The organism is Novosphingobium sp. BL-S-32 (assembly GCF_056857055.1).
In genome coordinates this window covers 1,680,545-1,706,855 of sequence record NZ_CM166477.1, presented here as the reverse complement: position 1 = coordinate 1,706,855, position 26,311 = coordinate 1,680,545, and the positions used below count along the sequence as shown (strand labels likewise).

The 26,311-nt window shown below is 64.5% G+C and carries 22 protein-coding genes; 11 read left to right on the top strand and 11 right to left on the bottom strand.

Features of this window, described 5'->3' with window-relative positions; genetic code table 11:
• Nucleotides 1–158 precede the first annotated feature (158 nt).
• The 4 genes from AC1VVK_RS23920 to AC1VVK_RS23905 are packed head-to-tail and all read left to right on the top strand — an operon-like array spanning nt 159 to nt 6,141.
• Nucleotides 159–3,578: a response regulator gene (locus AC1VVK_RS23920; protein WP_482905660.1), complete on the top strand. Its 3,420-nt coding sequence runs from the start codon at nt 159–161 to the stop codon at nt 3,576–3,578.
• Nucleotides 3,579–4,403, top strand: coding sequence for a CheR family methyltransferase (locus tag AC1VVK_RS23915; protein WP_132391248.1), 825 nt, complete (start codon nt 3,579–3,581; stop codon nt 4,401–4,403). It begins immediately after the preceding gene.
• A complete protein-coding gene (locus AC1VVK_RS23910; RefSeq protein WP_482905659.1) occupies nt 4,400–5,005 on the top strand; it encodes a chemotaxis protein CheB in 606 nt (201 codons plus the stop codon). The genes AC1VVK_RS23915 and AC1VVK_RS23910 overlap by 4 nt, the downstream gene beginning before the upstream one ends.
• Nucleotides 5,002–6,141, top strand: coding sequence for a hybrid sensor histidine kinase/response regulator (locus AC1VVK_RS23905; protein ID WP_482905658.1), 1,140 nt, complete (start codon nt 5,002–5,004; stop codon nt 6,139–6,141). Before AC1VVK_RS23910 ends, AC1VVK_RS23905 begins: the two co-directional genes overlap by 4 nt.
• On the opposite strand, the gene AC1VVK_RS23900 is transcribed toward AC1VVK_RS23905, so the two are convergent.
• Complete coding sequence (locus tag AC1VVK_RS23900; protein ID WP_132391242.1) at nt 6,138–6,392, bottom strand: hypothetical protein; 255 nt, start codon at nt 6,390–6,392, stop codon at nt 6,138–6,140. The genes AC1VVK_RS23905 and AC1VVK_RS23900 overlap by 4 nt on opposite strands.
• Before the next feature lie 229 nt (nt 6,393–6,621).
• Between AC1VVK_RS23900 and AC1VVK_RS23895 the strand changes: the two genes are divergently transcribed.
• Nucleotides 6,622–6,981: a hypothetical protein gene (locus AC1VVK_RS23895; protein WP_482905657.1), complete on the top strand. Its 360-nt coding sequence runs from the start codon at nt 6,622–6,624 to the stop codon at nt 6,979–6,981.
• Between the two features lie 185 nt (nt 6,982–7,166).
• Here AC1VVK_RS23895 and AC1VVK_RS23890 read toward each other — a convergent pair whose 3' ends face one another.
• Nucleotides 7,167–8,687, bottom strand: coding sequence for a CehA/McbA family metallohydrolase (locus AC1VVK_RS23890; RefSeq protein ID WP_482905656.1), 1,521 nt, complete (start codon nt 8,685–8,687; stop codon nt 7,167–7,169).
• Nucleotides 8,687–11,161 carry a TonB-dependent receptor gene (locus tag AC1VVK_RS23885; protein WP_482905655.1) on the bottom strand — a complete coding sequence of 825 codons (2,475 nt, stop codon included), beginning with the start codon at nt 11,159–11,161 and terminating at the stop codon, nt 8,687–8,689. The genes AC1VVK_RS23890 and AC1VVK_RS23885 overlap by 1 nt, the downstream gene beginning before the upstream one ends.
• 257 nt (nt 11,162–11,418) lie before the next feature.
• Here AC1VVK_RS23885 and AC1VVK_RS23880 point away from each other — a divergent pair, with 257 nt between their 5' ends.
• From AC1VVK_RS23880 to AC1VVK_RS23870, 3 genes are all read left to right on the top strand, one after another.
• Complete coding sequence (locus tag AC1VVK_RS23880; RefSeq protein ID WP_482905654.1) at nt 11,419–12,018, top strand: RNA polymerase sigma factor; 600 nt, start codon at nt 11,419–11,421, stop codon at nt 12,016–12,018.
• Nucleotides 11,964–12,974 carry a FecR family protein gene (locus AC1VVK_RS23875; RefSeq protein WP_482905653.1) on the top strand — a complete coding sequence of 337 codons (1,011 nt, stop codon included), beginning with the start codon at nt 11,964–11,966 and terminating at the stop codon, nt 12,972–12,974. Before AC1VVK_RS23880 ends, AC1VVK_RS23875 begins: the two co-directional genes overlap by 55 nt.
• 82 nt (nt 12,975–13,056) lie before the next feature.
• Complete coding sequence (locus AC1VVK_RS23870; RefSeq protein ID WP_482905652.1) at nt 13,057–15,870, top strand: TonB-dependent receptor; 2,814 nt, start codon at nt 13,057–13,059, stop codon at nt 15,868–15,870.
• A gap of 34 nt (nt 15,871–15,904) precedes the next feature.
• Here AC1VVK_RS23870 and AC1VVK_RS23865 read toward each other — a convergent pair whose 3' ends face one another.
• From AC1VVK_RS23865 to AC1VVK_RS23850, 4 genes are all read right to left on the bottom strand, one after another.
• On the bottom strand, nt 15,905–16,552 hold the full coding sequence (locus AC1VVK_RS23865; protein ID WP_482905651.1) for a glutathione S-transferase family protein: 648 nt from the start codon (nt 16,550–16,552) through the stop codon (nt 15,905–15,907).
• Nucleotides 16,553–16,666: 114 nt separating this feature from the next.
• Nucleotides 16,667–17,674, bottom strand: a complete 1,008-nt coding sequence (locus AC1VVK_RS23860; RefSeq protein ID WP_482905650.1) for an aldo/keto reductase — start codon at nt 17,672–17,674, stop codon at nt 16,667–16,669.
• 18 nt (nt 17,675–17,692) lie between these two features.
• Nucleotides 17,693–17,989, bottom strand: coding sequence for a putative quinol monooxygenase (locus AC1VVK_RS23855; RefSeq protein ID WP_482905649.1), 297 nt, complete (start codon nt 17,987–17,989; stop codon nt 17,693–17,695).
• 71 nt (nt 17,990–18,060) lie between these two features.
• Complete coding sequence (locus AC1VVK_RS23850) at nt 18,061–18,852, bottom strand: type 1 glutamine amidotransferase domain-containing protein (protein ID WP_482905648.1); 792 nt, start codon at nt 18,850–18,852, stop codon at nt 18,061–18,063.
• Between the two features lie 120 nt (nt 18,853–18,972).
• Between AC1VVK_RS23850 and AC1VVK_RS23845 the strand changes: the two genes are divergently transcribed.
• Nucleotides 18,973–19,875 carry a LysR family transcriptional regulator gene (locus AC1VVK_RS23845; protein WP_482905647.1) on the top strand — a complete coding sequence of 301 codons (903 nt, stop codon included), beginning with the start codon at nt 18,973–18,975 and terminating at the stop codon, nt 19,873–19,875.
• Nucleotides 19,876–19,894: 19 nt separating this feature from the next.
• Here AC1VVK_RS23845 and AC1VVK_RS23840 read toward each other — a convergent pair whose 3' ends face one another.
• Nucleotides 19,895–20,380, bottom strand: coding sequence for a GbsR/MarR family transcriptional regulator (locus tag AC1VVK_RS23840; protein WP_482905646.1), 486 nt, complete (start codon nt 20,378–20,380; stop codon nt 19,895–19,897).
• Nucleotides 20,381–20,458: 78 nt separating this feature from the next.
• Here AC1VVK_RS23840 and AC1VVK_RS23835 point away from each other — a divergent pair, with 78 nt between their 5' ends.
• Complete coding sequence (locus AC1VVK_RS23835) at nt 20,459–21,637, top strand: sulfotransferase family protein (protein ID WP_482905645.1); 1,179 nt, start codon at nt 20,459–20,461, stop codon at nt 21,635–21,637.
• Nucleotides 21,634–22,668, top strand: coding sequence for a hypothetical protein (locus AC1VVK_RS23830; protein ID WP_482905644.1), 1,035 nt, complete (start codon nt 21,634–21,636; stop codon nt 22,666–22,668). Before AC1VVK_RS23835 ends, AC1VVK_RS23830 begins: the two co-directional genes overlap by 4 nt.
• A gap of 72 nt (nt 22,669–22,740) precedes the next feature.
• Here AC1VVK_RS23830 and AC1VVK_RS23825 read toward each other — a convergent pair whose 3' ends face one another.
• The 3 genes from AC1VVK_RS23825 to cobF all read right to left on the bottom strand — a co-directional run bounded on the left by AC1VVK_RS23825 (nt 22,741) and on the right by cobF (nt 26,302).
• On the bottom strand, nt 22,741–23,982 hold the full coding sequence (locus AC1VVK_RS23825; protein ID WP_482905643.1) for a threonine synthase: 1,242 nt from the start codon (nt 23,980–23,982) through the stop codon (nt 22,741–22,743).
• 227 nt (nt 23,983–24,209) lie between these two features.
• Nucleotides 24,210–25,493 carry a hypothetical protein gene (locus tag AC1VVK_RS23820; protein ID WP_482905642.1) on the bottom strand — a complete coding sequence of 428 codons (1,284 nt, stop codon included), beginning with the start codon at nt 25,491–25,493 and terminating at the stop codon, nt 24,210–24,212.
• A 53-nt stretch (nt 25,494–25,546) separates the two neighbouring features.
• Nucleotides 25,547–26,302 (bottom strand): precorrin-6A synthase (deacetylating), encoded by a 756-nt coding sequence (gene cobF, locus AC1VVK_RS23815; RefSeq protein ID WP_482905641.1) that lies wholly within the window; start codon nt 26,300–26,302, stop codon nt 25,547–25,549.
• Nucleotides 26,303–26,311: the final 9 nt, after the last annotated feature.

The window sequence follows — 26,311 nt, the reverse complement described above, 5'->3', positions numbered from 1 at the left end:
CCGGGAAACAATGTCGGACTTCATGCGTTTGGTGTCGCATGGTCCGCGCTCAGGCGGACGATTTTGATTTGTCGGACGAATGGCCGCTGCTCGCGGCCAATTTTCTGTGATTTCGGGGGTTGGGGAAAATGTCGCCTTCACAGGCGCCCGAGAGGGTGATGCCAAAATCCGGGCCAAAATCCGGTCTTGATGGCCGGGTGTGGCTGGGCCTTGTGGCCGTGGTGCTGTTTTTTCTCATCAGCGGCACGGTGGCCTTCCGTAATATCGAAATGCTGCGCGACGATACCGGCAAGATCGCGCATTCGCACGATGTCATCGCCTCGCTCGACGAACTCCTTTCCGTCATTCAGGATGCCGAAACCGGCCAGCGCGGCTATCTGCTGACGGGTAACGAGGAGTATCTCGCGCCCTATACGGCGGCGGTTACCCGGCTCGGTTCCAAGTTCGATGCCATCGGTGCGCTCACCCGGGACAACCCTTCGCAGCAGGCAAGACTGGCGACGCTTCGCCGTCACATGGACGCGAAGCTGGCGGAGCTGGGGCAGACCATCGACTTGCGCCGCAAGCAGGGCCGCGACGCGGCGCTCGCCGTGGTCTCCACCGATCGCGGCAAGATCGAGATGGATGCGATCCGTGCCCAGCTGGGTGAGATGCAGCAGGAAGAACTGCGGCTGCGCCAGCTCAGGCTCGACGAAATGGACGGCGCCTACAAGAGCGCCTGGACCAGCGGCGTTCTCTCGACCGTGCTGGGCATTGCCCTGACACTGGTGATCGCGTTCCTGCTTCGCCGCGCGACGATTGCGCGGGACCGGCAGCAATGGCTTCAGGCGGGGCAGGCCCAGCTTGCCGCGGCCATGCTGGGGGACCCTTCGACCGGGCAACTGGGCGAGAACATTCTCTCGTTCCTCAGCAAGTTCCTCGATGCACAGGGCGGCGCCATTTATGCGGGAGACGGCGCGCGCTACCAGCGGGTGGCGACGCTGGGCGTGCCTGCCGAGGCGGGCGTGCTGGAGAGTTTCACGATCAAGGACGGACTACTCGGCCGTGCCGTAGCCGAGCGCGAACATACGGTGCTGAGTGATATCCCCGACGGCTATTTGACCATCGGATCGGGGCTGGGCCACGACAAGCCGCGCCATCTGGTGATCTCGCCGGTCTGTGCGGACGAGGCGGTGCATGGGGTGATCGAACTTGGCTTCCTGGGCCCTGTCGATGACCTGGCCGTGGCGTTTCTGTCGGAGGCTTCGGCGCCGATCGGCGTCGCCTTGCGCTCCGCAAGGTTCCGCACCGAACTGCGCAACTTGCTGGAGGAAACGCAGCGCCAGTCGGAAACGCTGCAGGTCCAGAGCGAGGAACTGCGCGTCTCCAACGAGGAACTGGAAGAGCAGGGCCGCGCGCTCAAGGAATCGCAGGTCCGGCTCGAACAGCAGCAAGTGGAGCTGGAACAGACCAATGCCCAGCTGGAAGAGCAGGCGCAGCAGTTGGAAAGCCAGCGCGACGACCTTGCCCGGTCCAACACGGCGGTCGAACAGAAGGCCAGCGAACTGGAGCGGGCCAGCCGCTACAAGTCCGATTTCCTCGCGAACATGTCGCACGAGCTGCGGACGCCGCTGAATTCGCTGCTGATCCTGTCCAAGCTGCTGGGCGACAATCCGGCGGGCAATCTCACCGAAGAACAGGTGAAATACGCCGTTACCATCCAGTCCTCGGGCAATGACCTGCTGGCGCTGATCAACGATATCCTCGACCTTTCGAAGATCGAGGCCGGTCACGTCCAGGTCCGGCCCGAGACTGTCGCGCTCGATCGGCTGGTGACCGACATGCGGCAGCTGTTCGAGCCGGTGGCGAGTGAGCGCGGGCTGGAATTTGGCATTGCCGTTTCCCCCGATTGTCCCGACACGATCGATACCGATCGCCAGCGGCTGGACCAGATCCTCAAGAATCTGCTGTCCAACGCGTTCAAGTTCACCGAAGCGGGACGGGTCGATCTTTCGATCGCACGCGGCGGCGCGGATCGGCTCGCCATTTCGGTGCGTGACACCGGCATCGGCATCGCCGAGGACCAGCAGCGCGAAGTCTTCGAAGCCTTCCGTCAGGCGGATGGCACGATCAGTCGCCAATATGGCGGGACGGGGCTGGGCCTGTCGATTTCACGGGAATTGGCGCGGCTGCTCGGCGGGGCAATCGAACTGGAGAGCAAGCCCGGCGAAGGCAGCCGTTTCACGCTGTCCATCCCGCTGTCGCTCGACCCGACGGCCGCGCCGCGCAGCGAGGGGCTGGCAATCGCCGCGGGCACGCCTGCGGTTCGCCGCGTGGAACCGCAAGTCCCCAAGGCCCCGGCGCGACTGCCGCGCCGGGTGGAGGACGACCGCGAGCGGCTTGGCGCCGCCGATCGGATCCTGCTGGTGGTCGAGGACGACGGAAGCTTCGCCGGTATCGTGCGCGACCTGTCGCGCGAACTGGGTTTCCAGTGTCTGGTCGCGGGGACCGCAGGCGAAGCGCTCGAACTGGCGCGCCAGTTCAAGCCCAATGCCGTGGTGCTCGATCTGGGCTTGCCCGATCAATCGGGGCTGGTCCTGCTGGATCACCTCAAGAGCGACGGGGCCACGCGGCACATCCCGGTCCACGTCGTATCCGCGAGCGACCATGCCCAGACCGCGCTGTCGCTTGGGGCGATCGGCTATCTGGTCAAGCCGGTGAAGCGCGACGAGCTGGTCGAAGTGCTCAAGGCGCTGGCGGCCAAGATGGCGCAGAGCGTGCGCCGGGTCCTCATCGTTGAGGACGATCAGGTGCAGCGCGACGCCGTCGCCAGCCTGCTCGCCACGGCGGGCGTGGAGACGGTGGGCGTGGGCACGGCGGCGGAATGTCTGGAGCGGCTTGAACGCGAGACTTTCGATTGCATGGTGCTCGACCTGAACTTGCCCGATGCCTCGGGCTTCGCGCTGCTGGAGACGCTGAAAAAGGAAGGCCGCCACGGCGTCCTGCCGGTGATCGTCTATACCGGGCACGACCTGTCGCCCGACGACGAACAGCGGCTGCGGCGCTATTCGGATTCGATCATCATCAAGGGCGCGCGTTCGCCGGAACGGCTGCTCGACGAGGTGACGCTGTTCCTCCACCAGGTGGTGACCGAACTGCCGCCCGAACAGCAGCGCATGATCCAGCAGGCGCGCAGCCGCGACGCCATTCTCGAAGGACGGCGGATCCTGCTGGTCGAGGACGATGTGCGCAACGTCTACTCGCTGACCAACATCCTCGAACCGCGCGGCGCGATCATTGAGGTTGCCAGGAACGGACGGGACGCGATCGACAAGCTGGAGAAATCGGCCGCTGACGGCGGCACGGCCATCGACCTCGTGCTCATGGACGTGATGATGCCGGTGATGGACGGGCTGACGGCGACGCGGGAGATCCGGACCGATCCGCGCTGGAAGAAGCTGCCGATCATCACGCTGACGGCCAAGGCCATGCCGGACGACCAGCAGCGCTGCATCGAGGCGGGCGCGAACGACTACATGGCCAAGCCGCTCGATGTCGACAAACTGCTGTCACTCGTCCGCGTCTGGATGCCGCGCTAAATGTCGGACGCGGTCGAGGATATCGAGATCCGGTTGCTGCTGGAAGCGCTGTTCCAGCGCTACCACTACGACTTCCGCAAATACTCGCAGGCATCGCTGCGCCGCCGCCTGCGTCAGGCGCGCGGGCAGCTTGGGTTCGAGACGTTTTCGGGTCTTCAGGAAGCCCTGCTGCACGATCCGGCCATGCTGCCCCGGCTGCTGAGCTTTCTGACGGTCCAGGTCAGCGAGATGTTTCGCGACCCGTCGTACTTCAAGGCGATCCGCGAGAAAGTGGTGCCGCATTTGCGCACCTACCCCTCGCTCAAAGTCTGGATCGCCGGGTGCAGCGCGGGGGAGGAACTGCACTCGTTCGCGATCCTGTTCCGTGAGGAAGGGCTGGAGGAACGGACGCTATTCTACGCGACCGATATCAGTCAGGACGCGCTCGACATGGCTTCGCGCGGGATCTACTCGCTCGACCGGATCAGGACCTTCACCGAAAACCATCGTGCCTCGGGCGGCCGGTCGTCGCTCTCGGACTATTACAGCACGGCCTATGGCAACGCCGTTTTCGACAAGAGCCTGCGGGACCGTGTGGTATTCTCGGACCACAGTCTGGTCACCGATGCCGTATTCTCGGAGATGCACCTGATTTCCTGTCGCAATGTCCTGATCTATTTCGACCGCGAGTTGCAGGACCGGGCCATTGGCCTTTTCCGGGATTCGTTGATCCGCGGCGGCTTCATGGGTCTGGGCGCCAAGGAAAGCATGCGCTTTTCGGCCCATGCCGACGCCTTCAGCGACTTCGTGCGCGAGGAAAAAATCTACAGAAAGCGCGAGGTATGACGGCCGATATTCCCATCCCTTGTCCCCCCATTCCCCGCGCAGTTGTGATCGGCGCCTCGGCCGGCGCCATTCAGGCGCTTTCGGAGGTCCTGCCCGCGCTGCCGTCGACGTTCCCGCTGCCGATCCTGATCGTGGTCCATATCCCGGCGGACGGCGGCAACATGCTGGCGCCGCTGTTCGCCGGCAAATGCCGGATCGCCGTGCGCGAGGCTGAGGACAAGGAGCCAGTGCTGGGCGGCACCGCCTATTTCGCGCCGCCGGATTACCACTTGCTGGTGGAGGCCGGGGGCACGCTGTCGCTGTCTAGCGACGAGGCGGTCCTCCATTCGCGTCCGGCGATTGACGTGCTGTTCGAAAGCGCGGCGGACGCTTATGGCGGTGCGCTTGTCGGGATCGTCCTTACCGGCGCGAACCAGGACGGAGCCGCCGGACTTCGCGCCATTGCCCAAGCGGGAGGCATCCTGCTCGTGGAAGACCCCTCGATTGCCTATGCGGATGCGATGCCGCTGGCGGCGCTGTCCGAATGTCCCGAGGCGCGCGTGCTGTCGCTGGCCGGGATCGCGGACTTTCTCCTGGAAGTCGGGAAGGGTGAGGGCGCATGACTCCCCCGGTTAAATTTCTGCTGGTCGACGATCTCGATGAGAACCTCATCGCGCTTGCGGCCTTGCTGAAGCGCGACGGACTGGTCCTGCTGACCGCCCGTTCGGCGGACGAGGCGCTTGAATTGCTGCTCGAACACGAAGTGGCGCTGGCGTTTCTCGATGTGCAGATGCCCGAAGTCGACGGTTTCGAACTTGCCGAATTCATGCGCGGCAGCGAGCGTACGCGGCATATTCCGATCATCTTCGTCACGGCCGGAAGCGCCGACAAACAGCGCCGTTTCCGTGGCTATGAGGCAGGCGCGGTCGATTTCATCCAGAAGCCGATCGAGGCGGACATCCTGCGCAGCAAGGCCAATGTCTTCTTCGAACTCCACCGCCAGCGCCAGCTGGTGGCGGCGCAGCGCGACGAATTGAAAGCCGCCTCGCAGGCGCTTCAGGAAGTGGATCGGCGCAAGGACGAGTTCCTGGCGGTGCTGGGGCACGAATTGCGCAACCCGCTGGCGGCGCTCAGTTCCGGCTTGCAACTCCTGCAGCGCCGCTCGGCGGACGAGAGCGTGACGATCCGCGAGAGCATGGAGCTTCAGATATTCCACCTCTCGCGCCTTATCGAGGATCTCCTCGACACCGCGCGTATCAGCGAGGGCAAGATCTCGCTGCAAAAGGAGCGCATCGAACTCCAGACCATCCTGCGTTCTGCCATCCAGGGGTGCCGGAACAATCTGGAAAGTGCCGGGCACAAGTTCACGACCGACATTCCGGCCGAGCCGGTCTGGCTTGAGGCCGACCACACCCGTTTGGCGCAAGTCGTTGCGAACCTGCTCAACAATGCCGCGAAATATACGCCGAACGGCGGCGAGATTTCGCTACGCGCCCGCTCGGCGGCAGATCACGTGGAGATCGAGGTCGCCGATAACGGCGTGGGCATTCCGGCCGACATGCAGTCGCGGATTTTCCAGATCTTCGTGCAGGTTCCCGATCACCGGCAACACGCGGCGGGCGGGCTTGGGGTCGGCCTCGCCCTGGTGCATCAGCTGCTTGCCCTGCACGGAGGAACGATCACCGTGGCCAGCGGCGGCGTGGGCAAGGGCAGCGTGTTCACCGTCCGGATACCGAGGCGGGCGGACCTTCTCCCCTAGCAATAGCGGGGATCGTCCAGCCCCATCATCCACGCGGGGCACTTGTTTTCGATGTCGCCGCGGAAGGCCTCGCTGTTGAAGGACATGAAGTCGAAAGCGGCATCCCGCGCGGTCATGGATGCCGGAATGCGATAGCTGGCCGCGACGGCATCGCCGCAGGTTGCCGTCCAGCCGGTGATGTCTCTTTCGCGCTGGATCCAGAGTTGCACGAGCCAGAGAAAGTCCTGTCGCTTGTCCTGCATCGTGGGCATCGCTCGATTCCTTCAAGGTAGTCGCTACCCTTCGCCGCGCGACAATTTCTTCGCGCCGCTTCCGGTATTTACACCTCATAGAATCGAAAAATCGTCACTTGGCGGAGAGCGCTGAAATATTGGCTCCTTTTCGGTTCAATCTGATTCCGGGCCGGCTGCGCATTGCGGACTTCGTTTCTGTCCTTTTCCTGTGGGTTTGGGCTATGGCCGCCAAAGTTTGGAGAATGTGATGAGCGATCCGGCAAAGGCATGGGATGGGGAACAGGTGCGCAAATGGCTGGCGCGCCGGTTCGAGGCTGCGAAACTGGATCAAGCCGCAGCGGACAGGCGCGGGTATGAGGCGCAGGACGATTACGACAAGGCAGCGGCAGAGGAATGGGTCTGTCGGAGCCTGAAGGATGCGGACTGCACAAACGATCAGGCCGCATTCGCCAAGCGTCTGAAGGAACTGATCGGTCAGGACGAGTACCGGGTGACGGGCATCTATGACGACGCCCGGTTCGAGCGGCATGTGCGCGGTCAGCTCAGGAAGCTGGCGAAGATGACCAAGGCCAACGAGGGGTTCGAGAAGACGCTGCGCTATCAGTGAGCCCGGCGGTGTGAACGGCGTCCCGACTTCGTCGCCCCCGCGAAGGCGGGGGCCCCGCTTCTTTGCAACCTCTCGTTTCGCGACAAAAAAGCGGGATCCCCGCCTTCGCGGGGATGACGGGATTTGGGTTGGATGGCGAGCGGGGGGACATTTTGCCGTGACGGCTGATTTGTCCCCCATCCCTCCTAGCGGACAGGAGTGATATAGACCGGATTGCCGAGCAGGATCAGTCTGCCCGAGCCATCGCGGACTTCCGTGCGGATCCAGTGTCGTTTGCCGTCGCTGCGCCACGTCATTGCGCCGTCCGTGCTATCGATCCCGCGCGTGAGATCGGGGGCCGCCACGCCGTCGACCAGCAGCGCCAGTGTCCCTTGCGTGACGCCTGCCACTTGCGGCGTGAGGCTGACGTCGGCGCCTGCCGCCACTTCAAGCGTTCCGCCCATGTGGATTGTCTTGCCTTGCGCACTGGCGGCAAGATCGAGCATGCGCCTGCCCGTGCCCTCGATGTCGATGAAGACGCGGCCGGAACGGATGCCCGCCAGGAAAGCGGGGACGGAAAGCTCGCTCATGTAAACGACTGTCGTCGGCGTGCCGACCGGGTTGGGCAGCTTGTCCGCTGGCGGTGCGTCATGGTTGTCGCTGCCGCCGATGCCGGTGATATGCGCGCCGGTGGCAAGGAGGCGGTCCCACAGGCCGATGCCCTGATTGGGACTGTCCGGCCGACCCGTTTCCGCCATCGTCCCCCCGTTGACCACTTCCACCGCGCCGATTGCGCTGGGCGGGACGTCGGGAACCCGCCAGCCGCAGCCCATGCAGTTCTCTCCGCTTGGCGATCCGGCGTGATTGAGCGAGACGATGCCGCCCGCCCGGTTCGCCGCCTCTATCCACTTGCGCGCCTCGGCCCAGCTCGGTGCGGTCATCCGCCAGTCCAGCAGGCCGGTGATGCCGAAGACATTGGCATGGCCGTAGAACGTCGTGATCTCGCGGCCGGGGACGAGCAGTAACTGGTCGAAGGCGGGCTGGAGTTCGCGCAGGGCGTCATATTGCGCGGTGGTGTTGTGGTCGGTCACCGCAATGAAATCGAGGCCTCGCGCGGAAGCGGCTTCCAGCGTGCGGTAGACCGGGCAAGGCACCCGCTTGCCGCTCTGGGCGCTGCATTTGCCGTCGCTGTTGCCGGTGTGCATGTGCAAGTCGCCGCGATACCAGCCGGGCCTGTTGCTCAGCGGCGCGTCGGCGAACGAGGTCACGGCAGGGCCGCGTTCGACGAAGATCTCGGCTTTCCACGGCGCCTGCGCGCCGACGCGCAAGTTCGGCACGCCCAGCAGGAGATGCCAATTGCCTGCAGGAAGCGGGCCGGGGAGGTAACCCGGCGTCGCGTCGGCCTCGGCCAGCGTCATGCCGCTGCGCGCACCGCCGCTCCAGCCGCGCAGGCGCTGGGGGTCGATCAGCCCCATGTCGATGGCGGCCTTCTGATCCCTGCCTTCGTAGCTGAAGCGGATTGTCAGCCGCGTCACTCCGGCGGGCAGGGTGAAAGGTATCTCGCGGTAATGCTCGTGGTCGGCGCGCGTCATCGTGCCGGTCAGCGTTGCGAAAGGCCGGACGGCCGCGTCTGCGCTGGCCTCATCGGGAGCCGCCATGGCCGGAACCGCTGCTCCCATGACGAGGAGCAGCGGCAGGACGGAGCGAGCAAGGGCTCTCAAGGCCATCAGAACTTGTAGAGGACCGAGGCGCGGAAGTTGCGGCCCAGCAGCGGACGGGCGATGAACACGCTCGCCCCGGCCTCGCCGTTCTGGACTTCGCCCGCGCGCGGATTGCCCTCGGTCAGGCCCAGCGAATTGTTCACGTTGTCGACATAGCCGTAGACAGTCAGGCGGTCGTTCACGGCGAAGCTCGCGCTGAGGTTGATGGTGGTATAGGCGGGCAGCTTCACCGAATTGGCGGTATCGACATAGCGCGCGCCTTCGTATTCCACCGACCCCTGAAGGCGCAGGCGGTTATCCAGCAAGTTGAAGCCCGGCACGACCCGAAGGCTGGTGATGGGCACGCGGATCAGGCGCTTGCCGTCGAAGTCGTTCAGTGCGCCGGTGTTGTCGGTATACGTCAGGCCCTTGTAGCGCGGATCCTGAAGCGTCGCCGTGCCGGAGATGTCGAACCACGAGGTGGGGCGCAGCGTGCCTTCGAGTTCGAGGCCGAAGGTCTGGGTATCGGCATAGAGCGTCTGGCTCGTCGTCGAGCCGTTGAGGTCGAAGATGTAGTTGGTGAAGCTGACGTTGTTGTACCGCGTCCAGAAGCCGGTCGCGTAGAATTCGACCAGCGGGCTGGCATACTTGAAGCCGGCTTCGCCAAGGCTCATCGTCTGGATATAGGGGGTGGCGGTGGCGTTGGTGACGTAGTTGCCAAGGCTAGGCAGGCGGTTGGCGTAAGTATAGCGCGCGAAGACGCCGGAACGGTCGTTGAACTGGTAGTTCACGCCCGCCGTCCACGTGGCATGGCTGAAAGTGTCGTCGTAATTGGCATAGACGCCGCTGCCGGTCAGGATGTTCGATGTGGCGAACGTGCCGAGGTTCACGGTGCTCTTCAGCCCGACGGTCCCCCGGGTATTCATCGTTTCCCACCGCACGCCGGCGTCGATGCGCAGGGCAGGCGTGATCTGCCACTCGTCGGTGAGGTAAAGCGCGTTGGTGGTCTGCTGGCCATGCGCGTCTTCCCACTCGTATCCGTAGCGATAGATGCCGTTGTCGGTGATCGGCGAGATCACCTTGCCGCTGCTGTCGAGCCCGACGAGGTCGAGCAGGCGGGCGTTGTCCTGCACGTCGAGCAGCGCGGTCGAGGAATAGCGGCTGAAGCTCTCGTCAAGGTGCGCGTAATAGTAGCCGAAGGTCACGTTGTGGGTCGTTCCGCCCATGTCGAACTTGTGGGCGATGCGCGTGTCGCTCATGAATTCCTTCACCGGCATGGTGATCCCGCGCAGGCCGCCGACGATGACGAGGCCGTTGCCGTTCTGGTTCGCGGTGTCGAACATCTCGCCGCTGGTGGTGTAGCGCAGCCCCAGCGCGCTTGCGCCCGGCACCAGCGACAGCAGCGACGACGAGGAGTCGAGCAGGCTCTGCGCGGTCTGGATGGAATTGGGATAGACGCCGTTGCGCTGGGTCCAGGTGTCGTTGTAGCGCATCGCCTCGCTGACGCGCCAGCCGTCGGCCGGTTCGAAATCGAACTTGCCCGAGATCTGCGTGCGCTTGACGTGGGTGCCTTCGGTATTGTCGAAAGTATAAGTGCTGCCGTCGCCCTGGATCATCTTGATCAGCTGCGTTTCGGGACCGGCAACAGTACCGGTGTGGCCGCTGAAACCGTTCACCGCGACAATATTGCCGTCGTTGTCGTAAGTCATCGGAATGCCGGTGTAGAAGATGACCTTGTCATCCATCCGCTTGACGTCGAGGCTGAAGTGGCCGTTGCTCCAGTCGCGCGAGAGCGTGGCGCGGATCTGGCCGCCCTGATTGCCGGTAAAGCCCGGATCGCGCACGCCGTCCTCGGCCCGGTAGAAGCCGCCGGCGGCCAGTTTCCAGCCGTCGCCGATCGGCGTGCCGACCCAGAAATCCGCGCGGTAGAGGCTGTCCGCTCCCACCGACAGTTTCACCAGACCTTCGGGCGTATCGCCCACCTGGCGCGGAATGTAGTTCACGGCACCGGCCGGAGCGTTTGAATAGAACAGCGCCGAGGGACCGCCGCGCACCACTTCGACGCGGTCGATCGTTTCATCGAGGCGGAACGCTTGGTCGGCATTGAGATAGCCCAGCGCCGGATCGTGCTGGACCGGCATGCCGTCTTCCAGCAGCTGGATAGAGCCGAAGCCATCCACCGGCACGCCGCGTGCGCGCACGTTGCCGCTGGCCTCGCCGCCCGAAGCCTCGACCCAGAAACCGGGGACGGACTTGAGCGATTCCGTGACGCTGGTGGGCGCCTGGAGGCGAAGCTTTTCCTCGTCGATATTGGTGACCGAATAGCTGGTCTGCGCCTTGGTCAGTTCGCCGGTACCGGCGCGGCCGGTGACAATGATTTCGTTGTAGCCGCTCTTGTCTGCATCGGCAGCAGGGGCGGGCGCGGGAGCGGCGTCCTGCGCGCGGGCAGGGGCGGCAATCGCCAGGGCAACGAGAGAAGATGTCAGCAGCAACGATCGCATGGAATTACCCCTTAACTCACTGAAACGGCGCCATTCGAAAGAAGCAGAATGGGCCCTTGCACGCGTTTGCCCCGCCGCTTCGCAGGTTCGGGCGAAGTGGTTCGCGGCATTCGAGGGGAGGACGTGGAAGGACTGGCTTTCCGCTAGCGGCGGCAAAAAAATATTTCGTCCGGGCGGGGAGCCGAGTGTCAGCCAGATGTCATATCGCCCAGCTACCCGGACCCCCACGGAGCGCATGAGGGAGTGAACGGGAAGCTATGGCGTGGCTGCGCGACATCGACGTGTGGTTCGCCGATCACGTCTTCTTCCATCGAGATCGTCACCGTCGCTACGCGGCCAGCATCGTGCGCAATGCCGACGATGCGGAAGAACTGGTGCAGGAGGCCTATGCCCGCCTGTTCGCGCTGGATAACTGGCGTTCCATCGCCAATCCCCACGCCTTCACCATCCGCATCATCCGCAATCTGGCAATCGAGAAGGCACGCCGGGCCGACGTGGTGCGGATCGGCGATGCGGCCTTGCTGCACCGGGCAGAGATCGCGGATGAGCAACCGACGCCCGATGTCGTGGCCGCAGATCGCTCCGAGCTTGACCGCGTTGTCTCCGCCATGCAGGAACTGCCGCCGCGCATGCGTGAGGCGCTCTATCTGCGCAGGGTCGAAGGTTTGCCCCCGCCTCAGGTAGCGGAAAAGATGAACATATCCGTCTCCACAGTGGAGACGCACTTGGTCAAGGGCCTGCGGTTGCTGATTCGTCGCCTCGCGGGGCGAGACGGGCAAAACGGGGCGGAGAATTCGATTCAATGCGAGGCGACGGACAAGACGAATACTATAAGGAATCGTCGCGAGACGACCTGATCGATCAGGCTGCCGCCTGGCTTGTCGCGCTTGACTGCGGCACGGCTGACGAGACGGCCTTCGAAGTCTGGCGCAATGCCGATCCCCGTCATGCCTCCGCCTTCGCACAAGCAGCCGCAACCTGGCGCCGCACGGCCGATCCCCGCGTTCCGGGGCTTCTGGAAACCTCCGGGCAGCCGGAGTTGGCGGCGGAACATGCTTACTATGAGGCGGGATCGCGCGGCGCCGCATCCTCGGCGATGTCGCGCCGCACGGCGCTGAGCGCGGGATTGGCTGCGATGCTTGCGGCGGGCGGGGTCACGGCCTGGCTCGCGGTTCCCCAGCGCGCCTACGCCGAAACCATGGTGGGCGAGCGCCGCCAAATCATGCTGCCCGACGGCAGCACGGCCACCCTCAACACCAATTCGCGGATCGGCTGGCACTTTGGGAACGAACGGTCGATCTGGCTTGAGCGCGGGGAAGCGCTGTTCGATGTCCGGGCAGGCGATAGCGCGCTGCGCCTTCACAGCGATGCGATCGGAGCCGAACTGACGCCCGGCCGGTTCGGCCTGCGACTTGAGCCCGATACGGCGCGCCTGATGGTGCTGGCGGGCAGTGCGAAAGTGCAGTCCTACACCATCGGCAGCGGCCACGTGGCCGTGGCACGCGGAAGCGGACTGTCGATCGAGCCGCTGGATCCGCAGGTCGCCGCCGATGCCACGGCATGGGAGGGCGGCCGGATCGTGTTCAACGGCATGACGCTGGGTCAGGCCGTTGCCGAATACAATCGCTACCTGCCCTATTCGATCGTGGTGGCTGAGCCCGCCATTGCATCGACGCGGCTGGGCGGCGAATTCCGGATCAGCCAGCCTGACGATTTCCTGCGTTCACTGGAAGACGGCTTCGGCATCCAGCACCGTTGGCACGACGGCAAGATCCAGCTCATCTCCGCTCCCACGCCGACTGGCGGTGGATGACATGAAGCTGTCGCAAGGCCGTTGCACCAGCATGCCCGAATAACACGCGAATCGGGGCGCCAAACAGGCGAACGTGCAGGTCATGTACAAGCGAGCAATGCGCCTGCTGGCGGCGGCCCCTTGCGCCGTGACGGCGCTTGCGTGCACGGCCCAGCCGCTTGCGGCGCGGGAGCAGGAGGCCGTGCAGGGGCCGACGCAAGTACGGACTTTCGACATCCCCGCCGGAAATCTTGCCAGCGCGCTGGATGAATTCGGCCATCAGGCCGGGGTGCAGATTCTTTATCCCTATGCTCAGGCGGCGCGTCTGCACAGTCCGGGCCTTCACGGGCGCATGCGGGCACGCGCCGCGCTGGATGCGCTGCTGCGCGGACAGCCACTGGCCGTGGCGCGGTTCGAGGCGAGTCTTGTCGTGTTGCGCCCCGCTCCGGTCAGCAAGACGGCACCTCCTCCCGCGCCGCCCCGGATCACGCCTCCAGCCCCTCGTCCTGCGGCGCCGCCGCCGCCAGTCACGCCGCCGGAGGATATCGTGGTCACTGGCCGCGCCGTGAATGCGCCGCTGCTGCGGTCCGAGCTGAGCTATGCGCTGACAGATATCGACCACGGCACTGTCATGCGCGAAGGCGCGATCTCCACGGCGGCCTTGTTCCAGCAGATCCCCGGTTTCTGGGTAGAGGCCAGCGGCGGCGAGGCCAGCAACAATGTGCGTGCACGGGGCATACCGACCGACGGCTATTCTTCCGTCGCCATTTTCGAAGACGGGCTGCCGGTCCAGTACGATGGCGGGCTGGGCTATCTCAATACCGATCAGGTCTTCCGCACCGATGCCAGCGTGGAGCGGGCCGAGGCCGTGCGAGGCGGTCCATCGGCTGTCTTCGTGCCCAATGCGCCGGGTGGAAGCGTCAATTTCCTCACCCGCAATCCTCTTAAGCATCCCGGTGTGGACCTATCCCTGACCGGCGGAAGCTTTGGCTATGCCCGTATCGATGGCTATGCGGGCGTGCGACTGGGATCCAACCTCGGCCTCGGGCTCGGCGGTTTCTATCGAACCGACGCGGGCCCGCGCGATCCGGGCTACAACGCGGACCGGGGCGGGCAATTGCGGGCATCGCTCGCCTACGACGACGGTCGCCTGAAAATCGATGCCAACGTCAAGCATCTGGACGACAGGGTTATCCTTTACCTCCCGGTGCCGCTGCAATTCGGCGCCAACGGGCGGGTGGAGGCGATCCACGGTTTCGATCCGCTGCGTGATACGCTGGCAGGGCCGGACAATGTCCACGTCGCATTCCTGACCCCGCAGGGTCCGCAGGATTTCGACCTGTCACAGGGCACGACCAGCCGGATCACCTTCTATTCGCTCAGTGCGCGCATCGCCCTTGGCCGTAGTAGTGCGATCGAACTGCGGACGCGGCAGCGGACCGGTACGACGCGGCGCAGCGGCCTCTTTCCCATCGGTCGCCCCACCACGGCAGAGGATTACATCGCCAGCGCCATGGACAGACTGCGCGCGGCGTGGCCCGGCACGACCGCAGCCAGGATCCAATATACCGACGACGGCGCCGCTTTCACCAGTTCGAGCAACGGCAATGGACTGGTCGTGGGCGCGAACCTGATGGCGGTGCAGATGCCGCTGCGCGAAGGCGTGGCGGATGCGCGCTTCACGACCGCCTTCGAACTGGCCGGACACCACGATCTGGCGGTCGGCGCGACATTCGATGCCATGGACATGAAGTTCGACCGGCAGACGGGTACGGTTCTGCTGGACGTGCGCGGGCAGGCGCGGAGGCTTGACGTGCTGGCGCTGGATTCTGCCGGACAAGTTCTTGGCGCGCTGACCGACAACGGCTTCGTGCGCTATGGCTCGCTCTACAATTCCGCGACGCTGAATTCGCAGAACGTGGCGATTTACGGGGCGGACGAGTGGAAGCTCGCGCCGGACTGGCGGCTCGATTTCGGAGCACGGTGGGAACATGTGCGGATCGGCGGCGGGACGGAGGAAACGACCGCCGTGGACCTCGGCGATCCGGCAACGCTGGCAGACGACGCCGTGCTGACCGGAACCGGGGTGATTGACCCGGTGGGCAAATCCTATTCGGGTCTGAGCTGGACACTCGCGGCGAACTATCGGCCCGCACCCGGCGTCGGCACGTTCGCACGCTTTACCCGCACCCTGCGCCTGCCCGCGCCGACCGATTTCACGGACAATCCCCAAGGCACCGATCTCGCACCGGTGCCGATCACGATGGCCGAAGCCGGTTTGACGCTGGAGCGCCGGAGCTGGAACCTTACGGCAGTGGCATTCCGTTCCCACTTCGCGAGATTGCCGTTCACGGATTATCGCTTCGATACGGCGAGCAATGCCTACATCGAGCAGACCTCGATAGCCGATACGACCACCTGGGGGCTGGAACTGAGCGGTCAGGCCCGCATTGCCGGGCCGCTGCGCCTCGATTGGCAGGCAACGTTGCAGGATCCGCGCTATCACAACTTTCGCTACACGCAGCTGGACGAAAACGGCGATGGCTCGCCGGAAGATGCGGATGGCCATCAACTGATCCGCGTGCCGCGCCTGTCGCTTCGTGCCAGCCCGAGCCTGGACCTTTTTGGCGGCAAGCTGACTCTTGCGATGGATTTCCTGCGGTTTTCGCAGCGTTTTTCGGACGTGGTCAACACCCAGCGGCTGCCGGCCTACTCCATGATAAACGCCCGGATCCGCGCGGCGCTGTCCAATCGTTTCGAACTGAGCGTGCAGCTCAGCAACCTCACGAATTCACTCGGCCTGACAGAAGGAAACCCGCGAGTTGGCTCGTTCGATGCGGGCGGAAGCACGGGATATTTCCTTGCCCGGCCCGAATTCGCCCGCGCGGCGCGCATGACGCTGGCATGGCGCTATTAGGCCGTAAACTCCTAAGCGGCGCCATTGGGGCGCCTCAGCCGTCGTTCGCACGCATCTGGTCGGCGGCGGCAAAATGCGCGATCTGATCGGCTTTCGCTTTCAGGAAAGCGGGACGGCTGACGATGCGGTCGACATAGGCCTTCGTCGCGGGACGATCGCCATGCGCGCGGACATCGGGCACGCGCAATACGTCCGCCATGATAAGGTCGGCGACGGTGAAGCGACCTGCCGCCAACCAGTCCCGTTCGCTCAATTCCCGCTCGATATGGGCAAGTCTGCGCTCCAGCCACGGCGTCAGGCGGTTTTCGGTTTCGCCCGATATCTTCAGGAACCACCACGGCACGCTGACCATCTCGATCGAATTGAGCGCGGCGATGACCCACTGAAGCGTCTCGCCTTCACCGACGGGATCGCGCGGCATCAATGTGTCGCTTTGACGTGCCAGATGCAGCAGGCAGGCACCACTCTCGAACAGCCGGACATCGCCATCGGTCAGGAACGGCACTTGTCCGAAGGGCTGTCGGTCCAGATGATTGATTTCGCGATTTTCGAAAGGGACGGTGCAAACTTCGTAAGGCAGGCCCGCTTCCTCGGCCGCCCATCGGAGACGCAGATCGCGCACGAAGCCGCGCGGACCGTTGGGTACCCAGTCGAATGTCCAGATTACAAGCTTGTCGGGCACAGCGCGGACCCCTTGATGACGGTTGCACCGGTGTAACGCCGCTGCCTTTCCAAAGTTCGGCCAGATTCCTGAGGAAGCCCGGTGACGGCACGTCACCGGGCTTCGATATAAGAATTAGGCTGGGAGCGGCGCGGCCGGATCTACCAGCGCGGCGGCGCGCAGTTCCTGCCAGAAGTCGGCCGGGACGACCTCTTCCAGCGCGGCGCGATCCTCGGCAATGCGGCCGGGCCGGCTCGCGCCGGGGATCACGGCCGCGACCGCCGGATTGGCGAGCGAGAACTGGAGCCCCGCCGCCTTCATGCTGATGCCGTAGCGGTCGGCAATCGCCTTGATCCGGGCGACTTTGTCGAGGATAGCGGGCGTCGCCGGCGCATATTCGAAATTGGGACCGCCCACGAGCGCGCCCGAGCTGTAAGGGCCGCCCACCACGATCCCCAAACCGCGCTCCGCCACCATCGGCATCACCCGCTGCAGCGCCTGACCGTGATCGAGCAGCGTATAGCGGCCTGCGAGCAGGAAAGCGTCGGGGCGAGGTTCGTTCAGACCGAGCAGCAGCTCGATCGGTTCGACTTTGTTGACGCCCAGACCCCAGGCCTTGATCGTGCCTTCGTCACGCAGCCGGTCGAGCGCCTTGAATGCACCGTTTCGCGCTTCCTCGAACTTCTCCAGCCAGGCATCGCCCCAGAAATCCTGGGCAAGGTCGTGGACGAAGGCGATCTCGATATGGTCGGTGCGCAGGCGCTTGAGGCTGCCCTCGATCGAGCGGAGGGTGGCGTCATAGGAATAGTCGTTGACGACGCGGTTGGCGCGGCCATGCGCGAATACCCCGGCCTTTTCGCCCTGTTCGCGCGCGCTGATATCTTCCAGCTCGTCAAGAATGATGCGGCCGACCTTGGTGCTGATCACGTACTGGTCGCGCGGCTTGCCTGCGAGCGCTTCACCCAAGCGCAATTCGGCGAGCCCGGCGCCATAGAGCGGCGCGTTGTCGTAATAGCGAATGCCGTCGTTCCAGGCGGCTTCGACCGTGGCGAGCGCTTCGTCCTCGGGAATGTCGCGGAACATGTTGCCCAGCGGGGCGGCGCCGAAGCCGAGCTTGCCGGGAAGAATGTCTTTCAGGGCCATCGTCGGGATTCCTTTGTGTCAGGAGACTGTCAGGGGATCGAGCGTCCATGCCGCGCGCTCGGCGAGATCGTTGATTTGCGAGAGATAGTTCTGGAAATGCGGGCTGGCGCGGTGCGATTCAACCGCCGCCTGATTGGCATAGAGTTCGTCGAGCAGAAGCCGGTTGGGCTGGGCCTGATCGACCCAGAGATCGTAGCGAAGATTGCCGGGTTCGGCGCGGCTCGGCGCGATCATGCCATCCAGCAGCGCGCGCAGTGCTTCCGCTTTGCCGGGTCTGGCGACAAGGGTCGCCACGATCTTGACGGTATCGGTCATCGGTCTTGTTCCTGTGCTTTCCAGCCATCCGGCAGGGCGCGTGCGAAGCGCCCCGCCGGTCATGCGCGTCCTCATGCATTCGCCCGATCAAGCGCTGCGATCAAGGCCTCCGCAATGGGGTGATCCGAGCTGGGGTTCTGCCCGGTAATCAACTCGCGGTCGACGACGACGTGGGGCGCAAAGTCGATGTCGGTCACGATGACCTCGCCGCCGGCATCGTGCAGCGCCTGCGGCATGTCGAAGTACATCTTGGCGTGGAGGATCTGCTCCTCGACATATTTCTCCTCCGATGCGGAGAAGATCGTCATCCGATAGCCGGCATAGGGCCAGTCGGCCGCGATGTCCTTGGCCTTGGCGTCATCACCGGCAATCAGCGCGGCGCGGAAGGCCGGGGCATTCTGCATCGCCGAGACGAGGGTGATCGGGCCGTGGCAGAGCAGCGCGGTCGGCTTGGCGGCGGCATGAAAATGGCGCAGGATCGCGCCGGCATCGGCATCCTGCATCAGATCGACGACGGGCGCCTGACCGCCGGGCACGAACACGCCGGCAAACTGGTCAAGGCCATCGTCGATGACCGCGCGCAGGGTGCTGACCTGGTTCATCGACGGATCGTTCGCATAGAATGCCTTCGCGCGTTCGTAGGCGGCAACATCGTTCCCGAAATGCGCCGGTGCATCGGACGCGGGATCGATGGTTGGCTTGGCGCCGGTCGGCGTCGCCAGCACGACCTCGTAACCGGCCGCAATCAGCGCCATCGCGGGCACGACGGTTTCATTGAGATATTGTCCGGTCGGACCAAAACCGCCCTGAACTTCGATCTGCGTGGCATTGGAGCCGAGCACGAGCACTTTACCCTTGGTCATCTGAACCTCCTTCGGATCGCAGTCGGGCGGTGATCCGCCGACAACCGGAAAATGGCCTATGAGCACTCATTCCAGAACTTTATTTCTTGGATTTAAGATATATCGATGAGATAATATCTGATGCGGTACGATCTCAACCTGTTGCCCATATTCGTCGCACTGATGGAGGAGCGCAGCGTCACCCGTGCCGCCGAGCGACTGGGCATGACCCAGCCCGCACTCTCCAACGCGCTCGGGCGGCTGCGCCTGATGTTACAGGACCAGCTCTTCGTGCGCGAGCGCTACGGCATCCAGCCAACCCCGATTGCGCTCGAACTGGCGCCGGGGATCGCGGATGCGCTCGCGCGGCTTGACGACGCGGTACTTGGCCAGCAGGATTTCGATCCTGCGAGTGCCGAGCGGCTCTTCACCATCGCCCCGAACGGCTATGTGGAGTTCGCGCTGATGCCCGCCATCGTCGCGAAGCTGGCCGCGGAAGCGCCGGGCATCAGGCTGCGTCTCACGCCCTACGGCAACGACCTGACCGAGACCGGCGTGGTTTCCGGAACGACGGCGATGGTGGTGGGGCGCATTGTCGATCCGCCGGACAATCTGGTGGTGCAGCACCTCATGGACGAGCACCTGGAATGCGTGCTGCGCGCCGACCATCCCGAGATCGGCGACACCATCTCGCGCGAGCAGTTCGAACGCCTGCGCCACGTCAATGTCATGCCGCCGGGCCGCATCCGTGCCGGCGTGTTTCAGGCGCTGGCGCAGCAGCAGCTGAAGCGCGATGTGGCCATCTCCGTCACCAATTTCTTCGCGGTGGCCGAGATGGTTGCCGTTACCGACTATTGCACCACATTGCCTCGGCTGATCTGCCGCCGGCTTGAACATGATCCCCGGCTGAAGGTGCTTCCGGCCCCGACCGATCTCGGCACTTTCCCGGTCGAGATGGCGTGGCATGTGCGCTACCGCCACGATCCCGCGCATCGCTGGCTGCGTGCGCTGGTTGCGGATGTCGTGCGGCAGGTGGGCGCCTGAACCGGACCAGTTCAGGCGATCATTGCAATTCTGCGTCCGGACCGTGCGCGATAAATTCGTCGGACAACTCGCTTATGCGACCGAGGATCGTCGCTTCCATCTTGCGGTTGAACGAGCCCAGATAGCGCAATCGGCGCAGCGTTTCGCCTTCCGATATCCCGCGCGCGCGTTCTTCGATCAGTCGCCCCAGATCGCCCATCAACGCGGCCTGCGCGGCGATAAAACCCGAATAGGAAGTGGAGGCGCCGTAGCGGATGCGCTTGCTGCCGGGCTCGCTGTGACGACGGGCGAGGCCGAACTGCTCAAGCGCGCGGGCCGCGACACTGGCGCTGCTCTTGGCCATGCCGAGCGTCGCCGTGACCGCGTCCAGCGACGCCGGCTCGTCGCAGAGCAGCAGGTAGGCATAGAGGTGGGCCACGCTCGGCTGCATCCCCCATGGCACCAGCAAGGCCGCGAGGTCCTCGACGAAGCGGCGCTGATCCCGCGAGAGTTCGGTCTTTGACATATTCGGCATTTACCGAATATAGATGCCAGACAGACTCGTGGCAAGGCGAAGCGAGCGATCATCGAATGGGAGCAGGATATGCTTGAAGCCATATCTATCATTGCCAAAGCCGAGGCCTCGGTGGGCATTGCCGACAGCGACCGAGGCGTCCGGGAAAATCTCCAGCGTCTTGTCGCATCGCTCCAAGCCAATTTCCCCATGTCGGCCGAAGGCGAGGCCAAAGTCCGTGCCATGCTGCTGCGCGATTCCGTCAACCGGCTGGAGAGCCTGAAATGGGTGCGCGACTATCCGGAAATCGCCGAGGAAGTGATCGAGGCGCCGGTGTTCCTCATGGGCCTGCCGCGATCGGGCACGACCTATTTCCAATATCTGTTCGACCGCGATCCTCGTTTTCGCCTGATCCGCACGTGGGAATCGAGCATGCCTTCGCCGCCGCCGGGGTTCAATCCGGCCTCGGTGGAGAAACGACGCGCGGCATGGCGGGAACTGCAAAAGGCCCATGGCCGGCCGGAGGCCTTTGCCGCGCTGCATCTCTACGATGATGGCGGTTCCGACGAATGTCATGCCTTCCTGGAACAAAGCTATGGCGCGGCGGGATTGCACAATCTCTATCGCGTGCCCGACTATTTCGACTGGCTGATGGACGGGCTCGATCTGGTCGAGACCTATCGCGTTCACAAACGCCAGCTTCAGTGCCTGCAATGGCGCTCCGAAGCCCGGCCATGGGCGCTGAAGTACCCGAACCATGTCATCGCCATGGACGCGATACTGGCAGTCTATCCGGATGCGCGCTTCGTGATGACGCATCGCGACCCGGCGCAAGTGGTCGCCTCCATCGCCAAGATGAGCTGGAACTTGCGCTCCAGTCGCGCGGCGGCGCCTGTCGACAGGCAGGAGGTCGGCCGCGACATGCTGCACTTTATCGAGCGGCATATCGACCGGATCATGAAGTTCGACCGGGGACCGCATGGCGACCGGGTCGTGCATGTCGATTACTATGCGCTGATTGCGGACCCGGTGGCGGAAATGCGCCGCATCCATGCCGGTCTTGGCATCGACACGCCCGACGATGTCGCCAAGGCGGTAAGGGACTGGCACGCCGCCAATCCCAAGAACGCGCGCGGCGCCAACGACTATAGCCTCGCGCAATATGGCCTGGACGCCGACGACGTCCGGTCGCGTTTCGATGGCTATGTCGGCCGCTTCGCCATTCCGGGCGAGAGCGAGGGCCTGGCCCGCATCGGCGCGGCGGCATGAGCATGGGCTGGGAAACGCTGAACGCGGCGGTCGAGGATGCTCGAGCCCTGATCGCGGCAGAGGCGCCCGACGCCGAAGTCGCCGCCGAGGGTGAGGCCTATGTCACGCGGATGGTGGCGGCCGGACTGGGCGGCGCGTTGCTCGGACATCTGTTCAGGGAAGGGGGACTGACGCGCGCGCTGCCGGTCCATGGCGGGCCCAATCCCGACTATATCATGCTCCACAGCGGGATCGATGCGGCCGGTCGTTACCGCATCGAAGGGCGACTGAACGGGTCGGAACGCGTCGGCATCGGCGTCTATACGATCGGGCCGAACGGAGCGCCTTTGATCGCCGGCTATACTGCCTTCGATAGCGGGAACTGCACCGCAGATGGAGCTTTCGCCCTGACTTTGGCAGCCGATGCCGGTGGTTCAGGCGGTCTCGCCATTCCGCTCGGCGCGCGGATCCTGATGGTGCGCATCCTGCACCGCGGCACCAGCGATCCCGCCCATATCACTCTGACCGGCGGTCACGCCGCCGCCGGGCTGACGCTTATGGGGGGCAGCAATGACGGCGCGCTGGTCCATGTCGCGAAGTTGCTCCGCGCGAATGTGCGCGAATATCTGAAATGGATGGCCGCGGCGCGCGATCTGCCCAACCGCCTCGACAGCGCGCCGCCCGCGCTTGCGGAAACGGTGCAAGGCGATGCCGATACCCGGTATCTCCTGGGCGGATTCGATCTGGCCGAAGGTGAATGGCTGGAGGTCGTGATGCCGCCCGGCATCTCCGGCTATTGGTCGCTCCATGGTTACAATTTCTGGTACGAGCATCTCCAGACGCCGGGTGTTCATGACGGCAATGCCGTTCCCGACGACGACGGCCATGTTCGCATCGCGGTCGGTCCCGCCGTACCCGCAGGGGCAAGCAATCGCATCGATACGGTGGGCCGCCGCAAGGGGGCATTCGTGTGCAGGATTGTCGGAAATCTCGGCTCAATTGGCCTGCCGGAAACGCGGCTGCATCGCTCGGACGGCACCGTCTTGCCGTGAAAAGGGGCCGCCGATTGTTGTTCGAAGGCTCCCCATTGAAACCCGCAGGTCCGCGTTCTGTAAGAGCTCCGCTTACAGTTGCGTCAGGTCGATTGTCCCGTTGCGATCGAGCCAGTTGTCCGCCGGCGGCAGGGGATACTTCAAGCCGGACGCGCAATTGAATAGGATGGTGCGTTCCTCGGCGTCCACGATCCCGTCGCGGACGGCCTGATTGTATGCAGCCAGCACCGCGCCGCCTTCCGGACAGAGCAGCAATCCGTCCTTCCGCGCCGCATCGTCAACCGCTGCGAGGATGGCCGGATCGCCGACGGCCAATGCCCGGCCGCCCGACTCCCGCACCGCACGCAGGATCAGGAAATCGCCGACTGCCTTGGGCACGCGGATACCTGCCGCAACGGTTGCCGCGTCTTCCCAGCGTTCGGCAAATTCCACGCCGGCATCGAATGCGCGAACGATCGGTGCGCAACCTGCCGCCTGCACCGCATACATGCGCGGCCGCTTGGAGCCGATCCATCCAAGGCGCTCCAGCTCGTCGAAGGCTTTCCACATACCGATCAGCCCGGTGCCGCCGCCGGTGGGGTAGAAGATCGCATCCGGCAGTTCCCATTCGAGCTGGGCGGCGAGTTCGAGGCCCATCGTCTTCTTGCCCTCGATGCGATAGGGCTCCTTCAGCGTCGAGAAATCGAACCAGAGCCCTTCGGCGGCACCCTTGCCGACGATCGCGCCGCACTCATCGATCTGGCCGTTCACGCGCCATACCCGCGCGCCCTGCTGGGCGATTTCGCGGACGTTCACTTCGGGCGTTTCCTCGGGGCAGAGCACGACCGTTTCGATGCCGCAGCGAGAGGCGTAGGCGGCCAGCGCCGCGCCGGCATTGCCGTTCGTGGGCATCGCGATGCGCGTCACGCCCAGTTCGCGCGCCATCGTCACGGCCATGACCAGACCGCGTGCCTTGAACGAGCCGGTCGGCAGTCGCCCCTCATCCTTGACGAGGACATTGCGCCCGCCCGAGTGCGGGATCGGTATGAGCGGCGTCTCGATCTCGCCCAGAGAAACGATGCTTTGCGTCTTGCGTACGGGAAGCAGCTCGCGCCAGCGCCACAAGTCGGTTTCGCGTGCCTCGATCGTCTGGCGCTGGATCGACTGCTTCAGCCCGTCCAGATCGTAGCGCACGAGCAGCGGCCGCCCGGCCCGCGACAGGCCGTGAAGCTGGTCTGCCTCATAGCGCTCGCCCGTGAGCGAGCATTCCAGATGGGTGACGAAAGTCTGGCGGTCTTCGTTCAGATTGTGGTTCACAAAGCGATTGGGGTTCATAAGGCCTCGATGTGGAACGCTGGCACGCGCGGCCGCCGAAGTCGGTAACGCGACGGCAGTGAGCGGCGGTGAAAGCGGGAGAATAAAGGGAGTTCGTCAGGCGGCAACTAGGGATTGACCGCCTGGTTCTTGACACTGATGCCATCGAGCACGCCGTTGAACAGGAACTTGAAAGTGGCGAACGGCTGGCCATTTCCTGCCTGGTCGGGGCGGCTTCCGCGTGAGCCTCAACCCGCCCGCAGATGCCGACCGAGATCGCGGCGCGCCCACATATTCAAAAGCGATATGGTGATCTTCAACTGCACGCGCGCGGTTTCATTCGTCGTGAAGATCGGGTCGTAGCGGTCGGCGGCGGCTCCGGGATCGGGGACTTCGCGCAGGATGGCCGGCGGGGCGGTCGTCATATGCAGTGCCGACATCATCACGTGCATTTCCAGATGCCGCGTCAGCTCGCTTTGATCGAGAATGGGGCCTCCGGCGCGCGCATATTCGGCGATGAACAGCGCCAGCAATTCGTCAAGATACCGATCGTGCGTTTCGGGTTCGGCGGCGCCGATGCAGCCCCAGATCGATGACGCCACGGACATCTGCCCGACGCTGCCCCAATCGATCAGGCCGGAGCGGAGCGCGCCACCCGGCTCCCGCCAGAACCACGCGTTGTCGATGTTCGCGTTCATGTGGCAGAGCGCGATCATATCGGGCTGCGAATAGAGGAACCGCCAGATGTCCTCCTGCTGCTCGGCCGCCAGCAGCGCGTCGGCGCAGAAGCCGTTGAGGAACGCGCGATCGGCGATGTGTGGCGGCACAAGATGCGGATATTGTAGCATGAACTCCGCCAGCCGGTTGATCCGCTTGGCAAGCAGCGGCGCCTCGAAGCGGGGCCTGCGCGCGATCAGCATGTCCAGATCGAGCGGGAAATGGCGCGCCACGGCGTCGCCAAGCCGGCCCGATTTGTGCGAGCCTGACAGCCGCGCCAGATTGGCGACCAGCGCGCTGTAATGCGCGAGCGGCTCGAGCAGGATCTGGTCCATGCATTTGGGATAATGCGGCTCGACGGCACCCTGGCCGTAAGGAATGCGCTCGGTGATGATGATCCCGGTGAGCGTCTCCTGCTGGATGTCCGCATAGAAGCATTTCGGGACGGTGACCGGGAAATCCGGATCTCGGGACAAGTTCGCGAGCCGCACTTCCGGCGGCATGTGGTGGCGGCCGCTGTCGCGTACCTTGTCCTGAAAATTGCGTGAGAACTTCACGAACAGATCGCGCGGCAGGTCCGCGGCGTCATGTTCATAAACCACCGACAGAAGCGCCTTGATACCGGTCCCGCCCAGCATCCACTCGTCGAGGCGCGTGATATCCGTAACGCTGTTATCCTTGCCGAGCACACCGCTTGCGCGGAAGGCTCGCGTCAGAAATGCGGGCCCACCGGATTTCAGCGCTTCAGGGTGTGCGGGAAAGTCCAGGCCGAAGATATCGCCCCGCGTCCAGTCCATGATGGTCATCTCGGTCATGGAACAGGGCTAGCGCGGGATGCGACGTGCGCGCAAGCGAGGCCGCTCCGAAATCATGCTGTCTGGCGCCGCATCAGATAGACATCCATGATCCAGCCGTTCCGCTGCCGCAAGCGAGGTTTGGCGTCGGCGATTGCGGGCCCGGCCTCGCTTAGCGGACCGGATATCAGCGCCTCGTTCGCCATGCCCAGATAGGCCCCCCACCAGATCTGGATGTCCCGATCCGCCAGAGCCTCGAACGCGCAGCCCTGGTCCAGCATGACCACCAGCGTCTCGGCGCCCTCCGGCCAGCCATGCGCGCGCAGAAACCGCCCCGTGGTGATGGTTACCGGCCGGGCGAGTCCATTCAGTGGGATCCGGTGTGCGGCGGTCAGCGCCTGAATGCTGGTGATGCCCGGTACCACCTGGACGGCGATCTCCAGTCCGCCCAGCCGCAGCCGCTCCGCGATGCGCAGCGTGCTGTCGTAGAGCGACGGATCCCCCCAGACGAGCAGCGCCAGCTTGCCGCCATGGGGGAGGTGCACGGCGATCTGCTGCATCCACGCATCGGCAATCGCGTCGTGCCATGCGTTGACCGCATCCACATAGTCGCCGCCACTATCGCGTGTGGGCAGATCGAATTCGGCCATGCGCGTCTGTCCGGTCAGGACGGCGTCGCAGATGCTCTTGCGCAAGTCGAGCAGGTCGGACTTGTCGCTGCCCTTGCGCGGTAGCAGGATCAGGTCGGCCTCGTTCATCGCCCGTGCCGCCTGCCGGGTCAGGTGGTCGGGATTGCCGGTGCCGATGCCGATAAGGCTCAATTCGATCATGGGCGGCGC

Coding starts and splice junctions, on each gene's coding strand:
- AC1VVK_RS23920 (WP_482905660.1), top strand. CDS start 159: ATGCCAAAATCCGGGCCAAAATCCGGTCTTGATGGCCGGGTGTGGCTG.
- AC1VVK_RS23915 (WP_132391248.1), top strand. CDS start 3,579: ATGTCGGACGCGGTCGAGGATATCGAGATCCGGTTGCTGCTGGAAGCG.
- AC1VVK_RS23910 (WP_482905659.1), top strand. CDS start 4,400: ATGACGGCCGATATTCCCATCCCTTGTCCCCCCATTCCCCGCGCAGTT.
- AC1VVK_RS23905 (WP_482905658.1), top strand. CDS start 5,002: ATGACTCCCCCGGTTAAATTTCTGCTGGTCGACGATCTCGATGAGAAC.
- AC1VVK_RS23900 (WP_132391242.1), bottom strand. CDS start 6,392: ATGCCCACGATGCAGGACAAGCGACAGGACTTTCTCTGGCTCGTGCAA.
- AC1VVK_RS23895 (WP_482905657.1), top strand. CDS start 6,622: ATGAGCGATCCGGCAAAGGCATGGGATGGGGAACAGGTGCGCAAATGG.
- AC1VVK_RS23890 (WP_482905656.1), bottom strand. CDS start 8,687: ATGGCCTTGAGAGCCCTTGCTCGCTCCGTCCTGCCGCTGCTCCTCGTC.
- AC1VVK_RS23885 (WP_482905655.1), bottom strand. CDS start 11,161: ATGCGATCGTTGCTGCTGACATCTTCTCTCGTTGCCCTGGCGATTGCC.
- AC1VVK_RS23880 (WP_482905654.1), top strand. CDS start 11,419: ATGGCGTGGCTGCGCGACATCGACGTGTGGTTCGCCGATCACGTCTTC.
- AC1VVK_RS23875 (WP_482905653.1), top strand. CDS start 11,964: ATGCGAGGCGACGGACAAGACGAATACTATAAGGAATCGTCGCGAGAC.
- AC1VVK_RS23870 (WP_482905652.1), top strand. CDS start 13,057: ATGTACAAGCGAGCAATGCGCCTGCTGGCGGCGGCCCCTTGCGCCGTG.
- AC1VVK_RS23860 (WP_482905650.1), bottom strand. CDS start 17,674: ATGGCCCTGAAAGACATTCTTCCCGGCAAGCTCGGCTTCGGCGCCGCC.
- AC1VVK_RS23855 (WP_482905649.1), bottom strand. CDS start 17,989: ATGACCGATACCGTCAAGATCGTGGCGACCCTTGTCGCCAGACCCGGC.
- AC1VVK_RS23850 (WP_482905648.1), bottom strand. CDS start 18,852: ATGACCAAGGGTAAAGTGCTCGTGCTCGGCTCCAATGCCACGCAGATC.
- AC1VVK_RS23845 (WP_482905647.1), top strand. CDS start 18,973: ATGCGGTACGATCTCAACCTGTTGCCCATATTCGTCGCACTGATGGAG.
- AC1VVK_RS23840 (WP_482905646.1), bottom strand. CDS start 20,380: ATGTCAAAGACCGAACTCTCGCGGGATCAGCGCCGCTTCGTCGAGGAC.
- AC1VVK_RS23835 (WP_482905645.1), top strand. CDS start 20,459: ATGCTTGAAGCCATATCTATCATTGCCAAAGCCGAGGCCTCGGTGGGC.
- AC1VVK_RS23830 (WP_482905644.1), top strand. CDS start 21,634: ATGAGCATGGGCTGGGAAACGCTGAACGCGGCGGTCGAGGATGCTCGA.
- AC1VVK_RS23825 (WP_482905643.1), bottom strand. CDS start 23,982: ATGAACCCCAATCGCTTTGTGAACCACAATCTGAACGAAGACCGCCAG.
- AC1VVK_RS23820 (WP_482905642.1), bottom strand. CDS start 25,493: ATGACCGAGATGACCATCATGGACTGGACGCGGGGCGATATCTTCGGC.
- cobF (WP_482905641.1), bottom strand. CDS start 26,302: ATGATCGAATTGAGCCTTATCGGCATCGGCACCGGCAATCCCGACCAC.